At 56.3% G+C, this 18367-nt stretch carries 21 protein-coding genes; all 21 read left to right on the top strand.

The annotated features are described in order from the left end of the window. The coding region (locus tag Q1J88_RS05215) for a hypothetical protein (protein WP_301116500.1) at positions 1–2149 on the top strand (2149 nt) is incomplete at its 5' end. Between the two features lie 241 nt (positions 2150–2390). Then, positions 2391–7148 carry a YheC/YheD family protein gene (locus tag Q1J88_RS05210; protein ID WP_301116499.1) on the top strand — a complete coding sequence of 1586 codons (4758 nt, stop codon included), beginning with the start codon at positions 2391–2393 and terminating at the stop codon, positions 7146–7148. After that, positions 7145–8122, top strand: a complete 978-nt coding sequence (locus tag Q1J88_RS05205) for a hypothetical protein (protein WP_301116498.1) — start codon at positions 7145–7147, stop codon at positions 8120–8122. Before Q1J88_RS05210 ends, Q1J88_RS05205 begins: the two co-directional genes overlap by 4 nt. A gap of 46 nt (positions 8123–8168) precedes the next feature. After that, on the top strand, positions 8169–8861 hold the full coding sequence (locus tag Q1J88_RS05200) for a transglutaminase-like cysteine peptidase (protein ID WP_301116497.1): 693 nt from the start codon (positions 8169–8171) through the stop codon (positions 8859–8861). Between the two features lie 13 nt (positions 8862–8874). Then, positions 8875–10803, top strand: coding sequence for a LapD/MoxY N-terminal periplasmic domain-containing protein (locus Q1J88_RS05195; protein ID WP_301116496.1), 1929 nt, complete (start codon positions 8875–8877; stop codon positions 10801–10803). A gap of 264 nt (positions 10804–11067) precedes the next feature. Then, positions 11068–11436: a 50S ribosomal protein L14 gene (gene rplN / locus Q1J88_RS05190; protein WP_017524009.1), complete on the top strand. Its 369-nt coding sequence runs from the start codon at positions 11068–11070 to the stop codon at positions 11434–11436. A gap of 9 nt (positions 11437–11445) precedes the next feature. Then, complete coding sequence (gene rplX, locus Q1J88_RS05185) at positions 11446–11766, top strand: 50S ribosomal protein L24 (RefSeq protein WP_301116495.1); 321 nt, start codon at positions 11446–11448, stop codon at positions 11764–11766. Between the two features lie 12 nt (positions 11767–11778). After that, positions 11779–12318 (top strand): 50S ribosomal protein L5, encoded by a 540-nt coding sequence (gene rplE / locus Q1J88_RS05180; RefSeq protein WP_301116494.1) that lies wholly within the window; start codon positions 11779–11781, stop codon positions 12316–12318. An 11-nt stretch (positions 12319–12329) separates the two neighbouring features. Beyond that, on the top strand, positions 12330–12635 hold the full coding sequence (gene rpsN, locus Q1J88_RS05175; protein WP_301116493.1) for a 30S ribosomal protein S14: 306 nt from the start codon (positions 12330–12332) through the stop codon (positions 12633–12635). Positions 12636–12646: 11 nt separating this feature from the next. Then, positions 12647–13042, top strand: coding sequence for a 30S ribosomal protein S8 (gene rpsH / locus Q1J88_RS05170; protein WP_301116492.1), 396 nt, complete (start codon positions 12647–12649; stop codon positions 13040–13042). Positions 13043–13052: 10 nt separating this feature from the next. After that, positions 13053–13586 (top strand): 50S ribosomal protein L6, encoded by a 534-nt coding sequence (rplF, locus tag Q1J88_RS05165; RefSeq protein WP_301116490.1) that lies wholly within the window; start codon positions 13053–13055, stop codon positions 13584–13586. 21 nt (positions 13587–13607) lie between these two features. Further along, positions 13608–13973 (top strand): 50S ribosomal protein L18, encoded by a 366-nt coding sequence (gene rplR, locus Q1J88_RS05160; RefSeq protein ID WP_301116489.1) that lies wholly within the window; start codon positions 13608–13610, stop codon positions 13971–13973. A 13-nt stretch (positions 13974–13986) separates the two neighbouring features. Continuing rightward, positions 13987–14505: a 30S ribosomal protein S5 gene (gene rpsE / locus Q1J88_RS05155; RefSeq protein WP_301116488.1), complete on the top strand. Its 519-nt coding sequence runs from the start codon at positions 13987–13989 to the stop codon at positions 14503–14505. A 3-nt stretch (positions 14506–14508) separates the two neighbouring features. Continuing rightward, the gene (gene rpmD, locus Q1J88_RS05150) at positions 14509–14697 is read left to right on the top strand and encodes a 50S ribosomal protein L30 (RefSeq protein WP_301116487.1); all 189 of its coding nucleotides are present in this window, start codon (positions 14509–14511) and stop codon (positions 14695–14697) included. Between the two features lie 11 nt (positions 14698–14708). After that, positions 14709–15149: a 50S ribosomal protein L15 gene (gene rplO / locus Q1J88_RS05145; protein ID WP_301116486.1), complete on the top strand. Its 441-nt coding sequence runs from the start codon at positions 14709–14711 to the stop codon at positions 15147–15149. Positions 15150–15159: 10 nt separating this feature from the next. Beyond that, on the top strand, positions 15160–16485 hold the full coding sequence (gene secY, locus Q1J88_RS05140; RefSeq protein ID WP_301116485.1) for a preprotein translocase subunit SecY: 1326 nt from the start codon (positions 15160–15162) through the stop codon (positions 16483–16485). Between the two features lie 11 nt (positions 16486–16496). Next, complete coding sequence (infA, locus tag Q1J88_RS05135; RefSeq protein ID WP_009523889.1) at positions 16497–16715, top strand: translation initiation factor IF-1; 219 nt, start codon at positions 16497–16499, stop codon at positions 16713–16715. A 33-nt stretch (positions 16716–16748) separates the two neighbouring features. Continuing rightward, complete coding sequence (gene rpmJ / locus Q1J88_RS05130) at positions 16749–16862, top strand: 50S ribosomal protein L36 (RefSeq protein ID WP_026349781.1); 114 nt, start codon at positions 16749–16751, stop codon at positions 16860–16862. Between the two features lie 36 nt (positions 16863–16898). Continuing rightward, positions 16899–17264 (top strand): 30S ribosomal protein S13, encoded by a 366-nt coding sequence (rpsM, locus tag Q1J88_RS05125; RefSeq protein WP_301116484.1) that lies wholly within the window; start codon positions 16899–16901, stop codon positions 17262–17264. Between the two features lie 14 nt (positions 17265–17278). Then, complete coding sequence (gene rpsK, locus Q1J88_RS05120) at positions 17279–17680, top strand: 30S ribosomal protein S11 (protein WP_301116482.1); 402 nt, start codon at positions 17279–17281, stop codon at positions 17678–17680. A gap of 9 nt (positions 17681–17689) precedes the next feature. Next, positions 17690–18313 carry a 30S ribosomal protein S4 gene (gene rpsD / locus Q1J88_RS05115; protein WP_301116481.1) on the top strand — a complete coding sequence of 208 codons (624 nt, stop codon included), beginning with the start codon at positions 17690–17692 and terminating at the stop codon, positions 18311–18313. Positions 18314–18367: the final 54 nt, after the last annotated feature.

Below are 18367 nucleotides of genomic sequence, written 5' to 3'. Positions count from 1 at the left end.
GGTGTCGTCAGGCATCGGTGTGACCAAGATAAATGGAGGTGCCGAGAGCCCTTACGGATTCGATATCGTGGATGGTGAAATCGTCCGGATTGGCAGCGAGGTGATCGTATGGATCTCCAAGGGTGCCGATGGACAGCCCATGGACCGTGTTCCTACGACGGTAGATGGCGGAGATGCAAGTAGCCAGATTCGCTACTACGCCAATGGCGCCTTACCAACAGGAGGCACTAATCCTGGATATGCAGATGTTTTTGTACTGCATGCGAACTCTCAGTTCACGACAAACTGGGGCAAGCTGGAAACCCACATGCTTGGAGGACACCAGTTCAATGGGTATGTACAGGGCAAATACGGTGATACACACCCCGACTATATCTTCGTCCCGGGCGACAGCAGTGGTTATTTCGGCTCGGAAAATGGTGAAGGCGGGGGCACGGGTGCGAATCGCCTGCGTGGGGTAACACTCTCGTTTGATGGAAAGACCCTGGTACCCGGAACGAGCAATATTCACGGCATTATTTTCGGTGACGGCAAAACGCCGGATGTGCTTGGATCTACCGAGCCGGCGACCAGTCGAGTAACCGAAGGTGCTGCCGACCTGATGCAGTTTGATCTTGCGATTACCGCTCAGGCAAGTAATGCGGAAACGGAAGGTTTGCTTGCAGAGCTGACGTTGACCGGAGTGCCCGACGGCGTGACTTTGTACAGTGCAAATGGCGTTGAGCTCGCTGCGAACGCTGACGGCTCATATACCTTGTCAGGTGATTTGCTAACCACAGTAGAAAGCGGGCGTATCACTGCCGATATTCAGCTGGTGGCACCAGAAGACATATCTCTGGACTCGATTGTCGTTTCGGCGACAGCGGTGTCCCAGGAGTCTGGTGAATCCGTCCACGGGTCCGGTTCGCTGGATCTTGCTGGCGGTGCCAGCGATGGCGGTGGAGCGACAGACGATCCAGAAATCCCCGTTGAACTGGTCGTACCCGAAGGCGACAATCTTCTGGTCAACGGCGGCTTTGACCAGTATGCAGGTAGCAATATCTACTCTGGTTTCGCGGGCTGGACGGCAACGGGCGATCTGCGTGGGCAGTCTGCAGGCGGGCATTTGCCTCACGGCTATCTGATGGCTGATAAGGACTATATCGGCGTGTGGAGCGACACGGCCGGCGCGACTTCGTCCTTGAGCCAGCAGGTCAATGGTATCGAGCCTGGTTCGGTTCTGGCGCTGAAAGTGGCATGGAATAATCCTAATGTTCATAACGAGCAGACGGGTCGTTCCGTTACATTTGAAGTGCGGCTGGATGGAGTCCTCTTCGCGACGGTGTCGACGCCTGATGGTCAGCTTGCTCAGGTCGATGAGGCAGTGCGTTATGCAACGGTTACAGCGCATAACGGTGCGTTGGTCAATATGGAACGATTGGAGGCTTGGACTCACAACTACAGCTATACCGATCTGAAAGAGCTCTCCAAGAGTACGCTTACCCTTGAACATTTCCAGCAGCTCATCATCAAGCTGCCTGGTGATGTTCCAGCTCAGGGCGAGCTCTCGCTGGTATGGACTGTTGACGGCAGCCATGACGGCCGCGCGGATGATTTCATGATTGCTGACGTGCAGCTGGTCAATCCTGATCCGGCGCCGGATCTGCTTGAGTCCGAACCCATGTCGATGATGATGTTCGCTTTGGATGACGACGACGGGGATTCGCTGGGTCTGCTTGTCCCCGACGACGAGCATGGCTTGCTGCGCGTTGGTTCTGCCGACGAATCTGAAGATGATTCTGATGCTGCGTTGCCGTCTGCCTTCCAGTTCGAAGAGTCCACTTCGCTATTCGCGGAGCACGATGGTGGTCTTGGCGACATTCTGGATGCCTTGGCCGAGGACGAAGATCTGACAGGGGCCCTGGAATCAGCTTTAGGTGCTGACGAGGGTCAGGACGAGTCGTTGTCGTCTGGCGATGAGGAGAGTACAGCCGAAGGTGGCCCGGCTTCCGCCGTTGACACAGTCGTACCTCAGCGCGGTTCCGAGGATGCAGCGCCTGCGGGCACCCCATCCGCCCCCGACGCGCCTGCCGACGACATGTCGATCCAGCGCGACATTGCCCAGCAGCTTATCGACGCTGCCAAACTGCAGGGCGGTGATCTCGGCTAAGGGTCAAGGCTCGTCCCGCTTGGGTGGGGCGAGCCTTGCTGCGCCCGTGGGCGCGCATGTCCGCTTTTTCGTAACATGCTTGTTCTTGCGAACAAATGGCCGGCTATCTGCCAAGAAAGCCGCTGGCCATTCAACAGGGAATTGATTGATGTCGCTTTCCGGACTCTTGGCTCGGGTACGTCCACTAATGGAAGTGCGTTGCAGTGTTGCCGGGCCGGTCCCTTGCACGCTTTTCTTTTCAATGACTGATGGCGATGCGCGCGCCAGGGTCGTTCGTGGTGTGGGCGACTCCTTCGAGCAGGCGTGGCAAGCGGGTGCAACCTGCTGTCAACGTGAAGCGAGCAAGCACAGTTTGAGGGTGAGCTGGCTGCGGGTAGACCGGGTCCTCGAAGTACAGGCCACTACCTGGGGTGAGCTCTCTTCCCGCCTGGCGCTGACAAAGCGCAATTACTTCAGGCTGGGTCTGGCGTTGGATGCCGAGCTCACGCATGCGTTTTTAGAGCAGGAGTTGAATGCCAACGCCATGCTGTACGTGGGTTCCGGCACGGCAGCAGCAGGGATAAACAAAAAAAACTTCACGGTTTACGCCCAGCAGTGCTTCGGCAAAGATGTGCCACTGGACTTCGCTGCCGACCGGCCTGTTTACATTTTTTCACATGAAGGTGTGTTTCTGGCCGATGACAAGGCGCTGACTTCCTTGCCTCTGGCGAAGGAGCCTGTATTGCTGCCCGCGCCGTCCAAGACGGTGTTGCGCTGGCGCGATGCCAGTTCACTCAATGCCGGTCGCAGGCAAATAGAGCGGCTGGACCAGAACCAGGTGTACGCGCTGATTGAAAGCAGCGCTAATTATTTATCGCGGCAGGTAAAGAAAAGCGGGCAATTTATCTACGGCCATTTCCCGTGTTTTGGGCGTCATATTTCAGCCTACAACACATTGCGACACGCCAGCTCGCTGTATTCCATGCTGGAAGCGTGGGAGCTCACACGAAGCGAAGCGTTAATGGAGGCCATACGCAAAGCATTGGCCTACCTTACGGACACGATTGTTCGCCATTACCCGCAGGAAGACGGATCGACTTTAGCCTATAACGTCGACGTTAACGGTGAGATCAAACTTGGTGCAAACGCGGTCAGCCTGCTGGCCCTGGTGAAATACGATGAGCTGACTGGCGACACCCGGCATAGGAAATTGATGGAAGCCCTTGCGCTGGGCATTGCACGCATGCAAAGTGCGGAAACGGGCAGCTTCGTTCATGTCCTGAATGCTGAGGATCTGTCGCTGAAAAACGCGTTTCGCATTGTTTATTACGATGGCGAAGCGGCATTCGGCCTGATGCGCCTGTACGGGTTGACCAAAGACCCCCGTTGGCTTGAAATTGTTGAGCGGGCTTTTGATTACTTCATCGCTGCCGAGCACTGGAAGCACCACGATCATTGGCTTTCATACTGTGCCAACGAGCTTACCCTGCACAAACCTGACGAAAAGTATTTTCGCTTTGGGGTGCAGAACGTGGCGGGGTATCTGGATTTCATTCTTACGCGGGAAACCACTTACCCCACCCTGCTCGAGCTCTCCATGGCTTTTGAAGCCATGCTTCGCCGGATCGAAACCCGGCATCCCGAAATGCGGCATGTGCTGGAAGGCCTGGATACCGGCAAGTTCCACCGGGCTCTTCACTATCGCGCGCACTACTTATTGAACGGTTTTTTCTGGCCCGAAATGGCCATGTACTTTGCGAAACCGTCATCAATAGTGGGCAGTTTTTTTATCCGTCATCATACGTTCCGCGTTCGTATCGATGATGTCGAGCACTATCTTTCGGGGTATGTGGCGTATTGGAAGCTGTTGCAGCGGGAGCACAATCAGGGTTCACATCCGGCGTCTGATGTGGGCAGTTCCGTTGCATTTCCCTTGCCGGCAAGTGGTGGCTCGATGCCTGTGGATACGCAGCGCGCCTCTGTGGGTCTGCTGATGTACCCAGTCAGCCCAAAAGGATTCCGTGAGGTTGAAGCATACGCCGCCAAGGGGGAATCGAAGGGCCTGTCGGTTATTTACCTTTCTTATCGAAATCAGCATGTCGAGCCCGATGGGTTGGCGGGTTACCGGTATGAACGAGGAACATGGGTGCAGGGCATATATCCTCTGCCAAGTGTCATTGATAATGCTCCGCCGCGTAATGCAAAAGAACGCGCGTGGTTCGAAAGGTTAAGCGGCTTTGCATACCTGACATGCCATAAACTGGGCGGAAAGAACGTTACCTTGCCGATTTTGGCCAATGATAAGCGCAGCGCGCCGTTTGTCATTGAGTCTGCCGAACTCGGTCCCGCAAGTGTCCAGCGCTTTCTGGACGAATATGGTGTAGCAGTAATCAAGCCGGTCCGTTCCAATCGCGGCCGAAATGTGTTCCTGCTACGTGGCACTAAAGAGGGGAACGTAGAGGTTGTTGGTGGAGGAACTCGCGAGGTACTGCGCGCACCGGAGTTTGATGAGTTTCTGGGCGCTCGCAAAGCATCGTTGTGGCTCGTACAGCGCTATGTACCCTCGGTCGACTCATCGGGTAATGCTTTCGACATCCGCGTCGCGCTGTTTCGGTCAGACCAGGGAAGGTGGCGAGTCGCTCGTGCTTATGCCAGACAGGGCGCAAATGGAGTGACGTCCAACCTTGCAACAGGGGGGGTGGCCTTAGATGCGGCATCCTTCTTGGACACACTGTATCCCTCACAACAGGCTCGTGAAATATCGGCTCAACTGGAAGATGCAGCACTGGCTATTGCAGAAGTACTGCAAGAACAGTATCCGTTTTTGATAGATGCTTTGGGTTGTGATTTTGGAGTTGCCAAAGGCGAGATTTATTTATTCGAGGTCAACAGCTACCCCGGTATGAAGGGTTGCCTGGACGCTGCAACGGATGCCAAGGTAGAGTTTCATCAGACGCTGCTATTGAAATCCCGCAGCTTCCCGGCTGGCAGTTTTCTGAACAGTAAGAGTCTTCTTGGCCCTGATGGCGACTCGCAGAAGACGCACACCAGCAACGAAACGTGTGTCAGGCTTACGACAGGCAAGGCGGCGACTGGTCTCGTGTTTCGCGAAATCAGGTTGCCCAAGCGCCTGAAAAGCCAGAAGAACGGTCAATTGGACGACTCGCTTCTGGTACCGGTCCGGGGTGGGACGTTGCTGGCACCAGTTGCCAGACAGTGGAACGCGATGCGTAAAGCGGCACTTGCTGATGGTGTGATACTGACTCCGACCAGTACTGGGGGAACATACCGTAATCTGGAGGTTCAGGAAAATTTTTTTCGCTCGCGATACCAGCCCTGTTCTGCTGTTGATAAAGATGCGATTCTCTGGGGCGGTTCCTATTGGAAACTCAAGCCTGGTGTTGCCTTGGCTGCGGTTCCAGGAAGATCAAATCACGGATGGGGTCTTTCAATCGATGTTCACCTGACCCGCACGGGTAAAGAGAAAGATTGGCTATTGGCCAATGCGCTCCGATTTGGATTTTGTTGGGAATATGTTTCCGAACCCTGGCACCTGACATTTTTTCCGGGCGACGACCCGGTTTTGCTTTGGACAGCACGAAGTTTCGAGTTGGCAACAAGTGGAATGTGGCTCCGGCGGCCAGACGTATCAATGGTTGCAACTGGCGTTATCACCAGGCGTAATCAATATCGTCCTGGTTGTGCCGTTGTCCTGTCCAATAGCACCAACAACCACGCAATCAGCGCCGATACGTTTACTTCATTGTCCTCCGTCCCGTCCGTAATTGTTACTTCGTCAAAGCTCGAAGAGCTTCCTGAAGATATTCTTTCAAGCGAAGCAGCCATTTACCAGGTCGAGGATACGCGGGCCGCCCTGCGGGACTTTGCATTTTTTGCCCGCTCGCAATTTCAAGGGTCGGTAATCGCGATCACAGGAAGCGCAGGAAAAACGACTACGGCAAGAATGCTGGCCAGCACTTTGCGTTCTCTGAAGTACAACGTTCAACTGCGCGAGGGCTACGGAAATCTATCTGGAGGAATCGCAAGGGTATTGCGATCAGTTCCTTGGGACGCCGATTTTTATATTGTGGAAACGGCTCAGGGCACTATTGATGCGAGTGCTCGATTGCTGCGACCCGATATCGCCATAATTACCAATGCAGGACCGGGACACTTGGAAGCAAACGGCTCGCCATTACGTGTAGCCAGAAGAAAAGCTCGAATTTTCAGGGCGCTGCCCGATAATGGGGTAGCCATTGTTTGTTTGGACAGTGATCATGCTGATGTGCTTGTTCAGGCGGCGCAAGAACAACGCGTGCGATTGATTACATACGGCCGACACCCTGAGGCGTCCATTCGCCTGTCGGAATGGGATGAAGAAAAAAGTACGGCTACGGTAAGTACGCCTGTCGGCGATCTGTCTTTTCTCATATCTGCCGGAGGGTTGCACATGGTTCAGAATGCGATGGCGAGTATCGCAGCGGTAACGGCCCTTGACCTGGATATCAAGTCTGCCATAGGCAGCTTTGCTACTTTCCGCCCGGTAAAGGGGCGCGGCACAGTCCACCAGCTGCCTTGCCCGGGAGGGGTGATTTCGTTAATTGATGAAAGCTATAACGCCAACCCCTTGTCAATGCGCGCCGCTTTTGACAATGCCCATACACAATTCAAGAAGGGCCGGTTCCGGCGTCTGGTTTTTATCTTGGGCGACATGTTGGAGCTAGGCTCTGGGCAAGACAAGTATCACACTGAACTGGCCGATCTGCTAATACAGCAACCATTGGGTACGCTGGTACTCTGCGGACCATTGATGGCGAAGCTTGCGCCCGTGTTGAGAACAATGACGGACCTGCCGATTGAGACATTTGCGTCTGCCGACTTGGTCACCGAGTGGGCATTGGGCAATCTACGGGCCGGAGACATGGTGATGATAAAAAGCTCCCACGGTGTGGGGCTGCATCAGGTCGTGGAAAAGCTTCTGCGGCATTTCAGGGCAGAATCCTGGATGCTTGGGCAATGAACTGTTTACCGCGTGACGACACAAAATTCAAGGCGGGAAAAAGTCGGCCGGTCGTCGTGAACCTGGTGTCCGTGCTCCTGGTGCTGATTCTGTCTCTGTGCAGCTTCGAGAGCCTGGCAGGTTCTTGCGGTCGACCCATAAATGTTCTCGAGGGTAAATGGGCAGAGCATCGGAAGGATGAGTTCATTGTTCAGTACGCGAACGAAGGAAAGCATGTGTTGGAGGCCGACACTGCCTCTGCGAATGACGGTGTGCCGGATGTCGTTGCCGATGCGGTAACGCAGCTGGTTGCGCTGCGTGAAATGCTGTCGTTGCTTGGCTTTAGGCTTCCGCTGGACAGCCCGCGCTATCGAGAACAGGGTGCCAGTCATGTCTTGCTTCGATTTCGAAACCTGCAGCGCCTGAATGGCCGGGCGTTTGATGAAGTGCGAAGGCTGCCTACGGGCGAATGCGTGCTGATTATCGAAGTAACGTCCAGGTATCGCAGCGGCAATCTGACTCCGGCTCACGAATATTTCCATCAAGTGCAAAATGGCTACACGCCGTTCAAGCGACCATGGTTTTATGAAGGCTCGGCTCGATGGTCAGAGACAATATTGGGTAAGTCTGTGGTTGCACCGCAGGCTCCTCCAGAAGAAGATTCCGACCTCCAGGCACTATGGACTCGCTCGTATTCCGCGGTTTCCGTATGGTATGGCCTGATCAGGCTATGTGACCGACAACCCTCAGTAATAGATGTGCCTGACCATCTGCGGGCCTATCGTTATCGGGATGGGCGTCCCGTTTTACTCGATCTACAGGTTCCGGGCCATGGATATATTCGGCAGGTATTGGAAAGCCTTGAGACCCTCGGAGACCAGGTCACTCGTGAACAAGGGTTGATACGTCATCGTTGGCCAGAGAAGGCACAGCGAGACCATCGCCATGACGCGGCGATCTGGAACACGGTACGGACTACCGGGAAATGCTCATGATCTTGTTGTGTTTTCCGTGGGGTTTGTTTACAACACCGCAATGCCCTTGAACCTGTTTATCAGCCGTGCCTGTATCCGCCTGGCGTTGCTCGTGGCCGGCACGCTGTTGGTATGGGCAGCAGGCTTGCCGGCCATCGCGGTGCAGCTGAACGAGGACCGTCTTCTTCAGGTTGCCAGGGCGCAGTACGGCGAAAATGGCGTCAAGGCCGTCACTTCGTGGTTGCGAATGATCGAGGCGACGCGGCCCCTGGCCACATCAGAACAGCTGCGCGCGGTCAACCGATTCTGGAATTCCTCAGTTCGTTCGGTGGAAGACATTAATGTATGGCGGCAGACGGATTACTGGGCGACTCCACTCGAGTCGCTGGGCAAGAGGGCGGGCGACTGCGAAGATTACGTGATTGGCAAGTACTTCACGTTGCTTCAGCTAGGAGTCTCTCCGGAAAAGCTTCGCCTGATTTATGTCAGGGCCAAAGTGGGAGGGCAGTCGATAGCCCATATGGTGCTTGGCTATTACGAAACCCCCTCGTCAACACCGCTTGTCCTGGACAGTCTGACTTCGTCTATTCTCCCGGCGAGTCAGCGCAAGGATCTCACACCGGTTTTCAGCTTCAATGCTCAGGGGATTTACGTGGCCGGCCAGCAGCGCTCGGTAGAAAGCATCAGCCGTTGGCAGGACCTGCTGACCAGAATGCGCACCGAAGGCATTGAATTAAACAGTTCGGGGACACAACCTTAGATGGAACTCACTCATGTCTTTGCTTAAACAGCTTTTGCTCAGCGTGACGGTGGCCGTCATGGTAATCGTGGCTGGAACGCTTGCATTCAGCATCAGCTCGGCTCGAAGTTACCTCGATGCGCAGGTGCGGACCGCCAGCGAAAATGCCGCTACGGCACTGGCCATTACCTTGTCTCAGCCATCGAATCAGGATCCCATTGTCCGCGAACTATTGCTGATGGGGCTCTATGACACGGGCAGTTTCAGGGCTGTGACTCTTACCGACACCGAAGGCAACGTCCTGTTTGAACGGCGACGCTCGCCTTCCGCGGATGCCGGCTCTGCTCCTCAGTGGTTTCGGTCCTTGTTGCCATTGGAGCCCGTCATGGCGACCCGTGTGGTCTCGGATGGCTGGAAGCAGGTCGGGACGCTGGGAATTGTCGGGAATAACAGTTATGCCTATGAATCCCTGTGGCGTAACGCGTTGGGGCAGGTGACCCTGGTTCTTGCAGCGGGGCTGCTGTGGGCTTTGGTAGCGATCCTGTCCGTGCGGTGGCTTCGTCGGGTATTGAACGAGCAGGTCGCCAATCAGGTCCGCGCCATCGCACAGGACGGCGAGGCACCCCCAATGTCCAAGGGGCTGCGCGAGCTCAATGCGCTGGTCGGGGAAATCGCACAGGTGCGCCAGCGAGTTCGCGCGAATGTAGACGAAATGGATGCCCAGATCGAGTCACTGACTCTTGAGCTGAACCAGGATCCGGTCACAGGCCTTGGCAATCGAAAATATTTTCTGAATCAGCTTGGGCGATCCCTGAAGCAGGAATATGGCTCGGGGCACGTGCTGATGATGCGGATTCGCGACCTCGGCGCCGTGAACGCTGCCAACACCCGGCGCGAGGTGGATGATTGGTTACGCGGTGTAGCGCATACGGCTCTGAGCTGGGCGCAAGAGACAGACCCCGAAATTCAGGTGGCAAGGCTGAACGGATCAGACTTCGCAGTATTGATGCCAAACGGCAACAGCCCGAAGGATATCGGCCTGACCCAGGAACTGGCCGGGCGCCTCAGGGATATGAGGCTGGGCTTGGCCGAAGGCCAGCCACGCTGGGCGTTTTCGCTTACCGACTATACAGAGGGTGATTCGGTTTCCACGGTCATGGGGCTGCTGGATTACGGATTGATGCGGGCAGAAAGCGCGGGGCATGCCCAGGTCGAGTATGTTCCCAAGCAAGATGGTCTGTTGGCACACGCCGGGCCGGGTGAGGGAGCATGGCGCGAACTTCTGGGGCAGGCACTTGAACACGATGATCTGCATCTGCACGTCAACGATGTCTCGTATCAGGCTCCCGATGGAGCTTTGCTGCACAGGTCCGATGCTTTCCTGCAGTTGCGGGATGGTAGTGAATGGCTGGCGGGAACGATATTCATGCCGGTGGCGGTGCGGCTGGGCATGTCGGCCGACTTTGATCTGCGAGCCATCGAACTGGCAGTAGACTGGATCAGGGCGAACAGTCGGGATCTTGTCTTGCGGGTGTCACTGGCATCGCTTGGCCAAACCGAGTTCTGGCCCAGTCTGGAACAAAAATTCAAGGAGCTGGCGGAATCACCCCAACTGGCCACGCATCTTGTCTTCGAGATTGATGCCTATGGCTTGGTGGCCAACCCCGAGCAAGCAGCCCAGTTTTGCGCGGCTGCACGCAAAATATCCGCCAAGGTCGGCATACGCCGACTCGATGCCGAGCCGGCAGCGTTGGGCCGCTTGCACCAGGTCCAGGCCGATTACCTGCGCCTGACAGGCCCGCTGCTGGACATTTATCCTGCCGAAGCGGGCAAGATCGAGTTGTTACGTGCCGTGGCGGCAACAGCCGCGCAGTTGGGCATGAACGCTTACTCCGACGCCCCCGCCACCGATGAAGCGCAGAAACTGTTGCGTGAGTGCCAATTTTGGGTGGCATCGCGCTAGTTGCATAAAATAGTTGAAGGGGGCCTTGCTATTGCCGTCTGGATACGCTAATATACTTAGCTTACTTTGCGTCAACCCCAAGCAACACCCCTTGGCGCAGGGTATCCATAGGCAGATTTCAACCCAGGGTTTTGGGTTGGCAGGGCTTAAAACAACAGCTTTTAAGCGGCCAGCCTTAAATCTGACGGGACCAAAACTGGTTGGGCGGCATTGCCGGGCGAAATGCTTCGGTATCAGCCTGGCTAAGTTGGAACAGGAAAAATCATGATACAAATGCAGACCACGCTGGACGTGGCCGACAACACAGGTGCGCGTTCTGTAATGTGCATCAAGGTGCTGGGCGGCTCGAAGCGCCGTTATGCCGCGATCGGCGACGTGATCAAAGTTAGCGTCAAGGATGCGGCTCCGCGCGGACGCGTCAAGAAAGGCGAAATTTACAACGCAGTAGTGGTTCGTACCGCTAAGGGCGTGCGCCGTAAAGACGGCTCGTTGATTAAGTTTGGTGGTAACGCCGCCGTTTTGCTCAACGCTAAACTGGAACCCATCGGCACCCGCATCTTCGGACCCGTTACGCGCGAGCTGCGCACGGAAAAGTTCATGAAGATCGTGTCCCTGGCTCCAGAAGTGCTGTAAGGAGCCATCATGCAAAAAATTCGCAAAGGTGACGAGGTCATCGTATTGACCGGTCGCGATAAAGCCCGCCGTGGCACAGTGCTGCGCCGTGTTGGCACCGACTACGTTCTGGTCGAAGGCGTCAACGTTGTCAAGAAGCACGTCAAGGCGAATCCGATGGCCGGCACACAGGGCGGCATCATCGACAAAACCATGCCTATCCACATTTCGAACGTGGCCCTCTTCAACCCCGAAACCGGCAAGGCCGATCGCGTGGGTATCAAAGAAGTCGACGGTCGCAAGGTTCGTGTATTTCGTTCCAGCGGCGCAGTCGTTGGCGCTAAGGCATAAGGGGCGAACAACATGGCTCGTTTACAAGAGTTTTACCGTAATAAGGTCATCGCCGACCTGCAGTCTCAGTTCGGCTACAAAAGCGTGATGGAAGTGCCGCGCATCAGCAAGATCACCCTCAACATGGGTGTGTCCGAGGCTGTGGCCGACAAAAAAGTCATCGAGCACGCTGTCGCTGACATGACCAAGATCGCCGGCCAAAAGCCTGTGATCACCAAAACCCGCAAGTCGATCGCTGGTTTCAAGATCCGCGAAGACTACCCCATCGGCTGCATGGTCACCCTGCGTGGCCGCCGCATGTACGAATTCCTCGATCGCCTGATCGCTGTCGCGCTGCCGCGCGTCCGCGACTTCCGTGGTGTGTCGGGTCGTGCATTCGATGGACGCGGTAACTACAACATCGGGGTTAAAGAGCAAATCATTTTCCCTGAAATCGAATACGACAAGATCGACGCGGTTCGTGGTATGAACATCAGCATCACCACCACCGCCAAGACCGACGAAGAAGCCAAGGCGCTGTTGTCAGCGTTCAGCTTCCCGTTTCGCAACTAAGGGGCGATGACGTGGCTAAACTTTCCCTCATCAATCGCGATATCAAGCGTGCAAAATTGGCAGCCAAATACGCTCCCAAGCGTGCCGCATTGAAAGCAATCATCAACGATCAGTCCAAGTCCGACGAAGAGCGTTACCAGGCTCGTCTGCAATTGCAGCAACTGCCTCGCAACGCCAACCCGACCCGCCAGCGCAACCGTTGTGCGGTAACCGGTCGTCCGCGCGGCGTTTACAGCAAGTTCGGATTGACCCGTCACAAGCTGCGCGAAATGGCGCTGCGTGGCGAAGTCCCGGGCATGACCAAAGCTAGCTGGTAGGAGAAATACACATGAGCATGAGCGATCCCATCGCCGACATGTTGACCCGCGTGCGTAACGCGCAGCAAGTCAACAAAACGTCGGTCAGCATGCCCTCCTCCAAGCTGAAGGTAGCTATTGCTACCGTGCTTAAGGACGAAGGCTATATCGAAAGCTATCAAATCGTCGGCGACAAGGCCAAGCCTGTCCTCGAAATCACCCTCAAGTACTACGCCGGCCGTCCGGTCATCGAGCGCATCGAACGTGTTTCGCGCCCCGGTCTGCGTATTTACAAGGGTCGTTCCGCCATTCCACAGGTCATGAACGGCCTGGGTGTGGCAATTGTTTCCACGCCTCGTGGCGTGATGACCGATCGCAAGGCCCGCGCCACCGGCGTTGGCGGCGAAGTGTTGTGCTACGTTGCATAAGGAGATCCACATGTCACGTATAGCAAAATACCCGGTCGAACTGCCCAAAGGGGTGGAAACCAAGATCGAAGCCGACCAGATCGTCGTCAAGGGTCCTCTGGGCACGCTGACACAGTCGCTCACCGGCGACGTCAACATCAAGCTCGAGAACGACCAGTTGTCGTTTTCCGTAGCAAACGATTCCCGCCATGCACATGCCATGTCGGGTACGTTGCGCGCCCTGGTCAACAATATGGTTACCGGCGTCAGCAAGGGCTTTGAGCGTAAATTGAACCTGGTTGGTGTGGGCTTCCGCGCCCAGGTACAAGGCAACGCGCTGAAACTGCAACTTGGTTTCTCGCATGACATCCTGCACGAAATGCCGGAAGGCATCAAAATCGAGTGCCCCACTCCCACCGAAATCGTGGTCAAGGGCGCCGACAAGCAGGTAGTTGGTCAGGTCGCGGCTGAAATCCGCGCCTATCGCCGTCCCGAGCCTTATAAGGGCAAGGGCGTGCGTTATGCCGACGAGCGTGTCATCATGAAAGAAACCAAGAAGAAATAAGCGCGCAGGCAAGGACGAATCATGGACAAGAAAATCTCCCGTTTGCGTCGTGCGATATCGACCCGTCGGAAAATCACCGAACTGCGCGTACATCGCCTGTCGGTATTCCGCTCGAATCAGCACATTTACGCGAACATCATCTCGCCGGAAGGCGATCGTGTGCTCGTCAGCGCTTCCACGCTCGAGCCCGAGGTTCGCAAAGAACTCGCGAGCCAGAACACTCACGGCGCCAACGTTGCCGCCGCTGGTCTGGTAGGCAAGCGCGTGGCCGAGAAAGCCAAGGCTGCCGGTATCGAACAGGTCGCCTTCGACCGTTCGGGCTTCCGTTACCATGGCCGCGTCAAGGCGCTGGCCGAAGCCGCGCGCGAAGCCGGCCTGAAGTTCTAAGAAGGATTATCAAATGGCTAAAGCACAAGGTAAGCACGTCGAGAAAGAAAACGACGACGGCATGCGCGAAAAAATGATTGCGGTCAACCGCGTCAGCAAAGTGGTCAAGGGTGGTCGCACCATGAGCTTCGCTGCGCTGACCGTGGTCGGTGACGGTGATGGCCGCATCGGCATGGGTAAGGGCAAAGCACGCGAAGTACCCGTTGCCGTTCAGAAAGCCATGGAACAGGCCCGTCGTGGTCTGTACAAGGTGCCTCTCAAGAACGGTACACTGCATCACAGCGTTGTTGGCAAGCACGGTGCAGCTACCGTCCTGATTTCGCCGGCGGCCGAAGGTACCGGCGTTATCGCTGGTGGCCCGATGCGCGCTATCTTCGAAGTCATGGGCGTTCGCAACGTCGTGGCCAAGAGCCTCGGTTCCAGCAACCCGTACAACATGGTCCGCGCCACGCTTAACGGCTTGCGGGCATGCTCGACGCCGGCCGATATCGCTGCCAAGCGTGGCAAGTCGGTCGAAGAAATTCTGGGGTAAGTCATGACGACACAGAAGCAAATCAAAGTCACGCTCGTGCGCTCTGTCATCGGCACCAAGCAATCCCATCGCGACACCGTTCGTGGTCTGGGGCTGCGTCGCCTGAACAGCAGCCGCGTGTTGGTCGATACGCCCGAGGTGCGTGGGATGATCCGTAAAGTGGATTACCTCGTCACCGTCTCGGAAGCCTGAAAGGAATCGGGATGTCTGAAACTCAACTGAACACATTGCAGCCCGCAGCTGGCAGCAAGCACGCCAAGCGCCGCGTCGGCCGTGGCATCGGCTCCGGTCTGGGCAAGACCGCCGGCCGTGGTCACAAAGGTCAGAAGTCGCGTTCCGGCGGTTTCCACAAGGTCGGTTTCGAAGGCGGTCAAATGCCTTTGTACCGTCGCCTGCCCAAGCGCGGCTTTACTTCCCGCAGCCAATTGTTGCGCGCCGAAGTTCGTCTGTCCGAAATTGAAGCCCTGCCCGTCGACGAAATCGACGTCCAGGTCCTCAAGCAGGCTGGCGTTATCGGCCAGAACGTACGTTATGCCAAGGTCATCAAATCCGGCGAACTCACCCGCAAGGTTGTGCTCAAGGGTATTGGTGCCACTGCCGGCGCACGTGCGGCTATCGAAGCTGCCGGCGGTTCGCTGGTTTAAGGGGTAGCGGGTGGCTAAAGCTCAGGCACAGAACAAGGCGGGAGCCAAGTACGGCGATCTCAAGCGCCGTCTTGTCTTCTTGGTGCTCGCCCTGGTCGTATACCGTTTAGGTACGCACATACCCGTGCCCGGCATCAACCCGGACGCGCTGGCCGAGATGTTCCAGCAGAACCAGGGTGGTATCCTGGGTCTGTTCAACATGTTCTCGGGCGGCGCTCTCGAACGCTTCTCGGTGTTCGCTCTTGGCATCATGCCGTACATTTCGGCGGCAATTATCATGCAGCTTATGGCTGTCGTGGTGCCCACGCTCGAAGCCATAAAGAAAGAAGGCGAATCGGGCCGTCGCAAGATTACCCAGTACACACGGTATGGTACGGTGCTTCTGGCCCTGTTCCAGGCCGTCGGTATTTCGGTTGCGCTTGAATCGCAGCCGGGCCTGGTCATAGATCCGGGCATGCTCTTCCGCTTCACGACTATCGTCTCGCTGGTTACCGGCACGATGTTCGTCATGTGGCTGGGCGAGCAAATTACCGAACGTGGTATTGGCAACGGCATTTCCATCATCATCTTCGCCGGAATTGTGGCGGGTCTGCCCAGTGCATTGACAGGCATGCTCGACCTCGTCCGTACCGATGCAATGTCGATCCTGTCGGCACTGTTCATCCTGGTTCTGGTGGTGGCGGTTACGTACTTCGTGGTGTTTGTCGAACGTGGTCAGCGCCGTATTACGGTCAACTACGCCAAGCGCCAGGTCGGCAACAAGATCTATGGCGGGCAAAGCTCCCACTTGCCCCTGAAGCTCAACATGGCCGGTGTGATTCCGCCCATCTTTGCTTCGTCCATTATTTTGCTGCCTGCAACGGTCACCAGCTGGTTCTCCAGCAATCCCAACATGCGTTGGCTGGGTGATCTGGCGGCCGCACTGGCACCGCACCAGCCCTTGTATGTCACGCTGTTTTCGGCGCTGATCATCTTCTTCTGCTTCTTCTATACGGCCCTGGTGTTCAACAGCCGCGAAACCGCAGACAATCTGAAGAAGAGCGGCGCTTTCATTCCAGGCATCCGGCCCGGTGAGCAAACGTCGCGTTATATCGACAAGATCCTCATGCGCCTGACTCTGGCCGGAGCAATCTACATCACCCTGGTGTGCTTGCTGCCCGAGTTCATGCAGATGCGCTGGAATGTCCCGTTCTATTTCGGTGGTACTTCGTTGTTAATCATTGTGGTCGTGGCCATGGATTTCATGGCCCAGGCGCAGGCTTACATGATGTCTCACCAGTACGACTCGCTGCTCAAGAAGGCGAACTTCAAGGGTGCGGGATTGCCAATGCGGTAAGAAGAGCAAAAATGGCAAAAGACGACGTCATACAAATGCAAGGAGAGGTTCTCGAGAACCTGCCAAACGCAACTTTTCGCGTCAAGTTGGAAAATGGTCATGTGGTGTTGGGCCATATTTCGGGCAAGATGCGCATGCATTACATCCGGATATTGCCGGGTGACAAGGTCACAGTGGAGCTCACGCCCTATGACCTGTCTCGCGCCCGGATTGTTTTCCGCTCTAAATAAGCGGCCGGATTAAAGGAAACTAGGAGTCAACCCATGAAGGTAATGGCATCGGTAAAGCGGATTTGCCGCCACTGCAAAATCATCAAACGTCACGGCGTGGTGCGCGTCATCTGCACCGACCCGCGTCACAAGCAGCGCCAAGGCTAATGGCCGCAGCGCACCAGATTTAAACAAGGAACAGTCATGGCCCGTATCGCTGGCATCAACATTCCGCCGCATAAGCACGCCGAAATCGGACTTACTGCTATTTTTGGCATCGGTCGTGCGCGCGCACGCAAAATTTGCGAAGCGTCCGGTATCGAGTACTCCAAAAAGGTAAAAGACCTGACCGATGCCGAACTCGAGCGTATTCGTGAGAACGTCAATGCGTTCACCGTCGAAGGCGATCTGCGTCGCGAAGTACAACTTTCGATCAAGCGCCTGATCGACCTGGGAACCTATCGCGGCATGCGTCACAAGCGTGGCCTGCCTGTTCGTGGTCAGCGCACCCGCACCAACGCTCGCACCCGCAAGGGTCCGCGTCGTGCAGCCGCGTCCCTGAAGAAATAATCGAGGATTAGAACATGGCGAAAGCATCCAACAGCAGCGCCTCGCGTGTGCGCAAGAAAGTCAAGAAGAGCGTATCGGACGGCATCGCGCACGTTCATGCGTCATTCAACAACACCATCATTACCATTACCGATCGTCAGGGCAACACGCTTTCCTGGGCGACTTCGGGTGGCGCCGGCTTCAAGGGCTCGCGCAAATCCACTCCGTTTGCTGCTCAGGTAGCCGCCGAGTCGGCCGGCCGCGTAGCTCAGGAATACGGCATCAAGACACTCGAAGTGCGAATCAAGGGCCCCGGCCCCGGCCGCGAGTCGTCGGTGCGTGCGCTTAACGCGCTGGGCATCAAGATTTCCAGCATCTCGGATATCACGCCCATCCCGCACAACGGCTGCCGTCCACCCAAGCGTCGTCGCATCTAAGAGGAAACCATGGCACGTTATATTGGACCTAAATGCAAGCTCTCGCGTCGCGAGGGTACCGACCTCTTCCTCAAGAGCGCACGTCGTTCGCTCGACTCGAAGTGCAAGCTCGAATCCAAACCCGGTCAGCACGGCCGTATCTCGGGCGCTCGTACGTCCGACTTCGGTCTGCAGCTGCGCGAAAAGCAAAAGCTCAAGCGCATGTACGGTGTGCTCGAGAAGCAGTTCCGCAAGTACTTTGCCGAAGCCGAGCGCCGTCGTGGCAACACTGGTGAAACGCTTATCCAGTTGCTCGAATCCCGTCTCGACAACGTTGTGTACCGCATGGGCTTCGGATCGACCCGCGCCGAAGCGCGTCAGCTGGTCAATCACCGCTCGGTTGAGCTTAACGGCAAAACCGCCGATATCGCTTCCATTATCGTAAAGCCCGGCGACGTCATCTCCATCCGCGAGAAGGCCAAGGGGCAGCTCCGTATCCGCGAAGCTCTCGATCTGGCTTCCGGCCAAGGCTTCCCCCAGTGGGTTGAAGTCGACGCCAGCAAGTTGTCGGGCGTCTTCAAGCAGGTTCCCGATCGCTCGGATGTCGCCCGCGACGTCAACGAGTCGATGGTCGTCGAACTGTACTCGCGTTAATCGGTTTTTGCGTTTGCAGCATCAAGGCACAGCCCATGTTTCAGTCGTTTGCTG

The organism is Pusillimonas sp. (genome assembly GCF_029263785.1).
Taxonomy (GTDB): domain Bacteria; phylum Pseudomonadota; class Gammaproteobacteria; order Burkholderiales; family Burkholderiaceae_B; genus Pusillimonas.
Note: the sequence above shows the minus strand (reverse complement) of the source record. Positions and strands in the feature narration are given on the sequence as shown.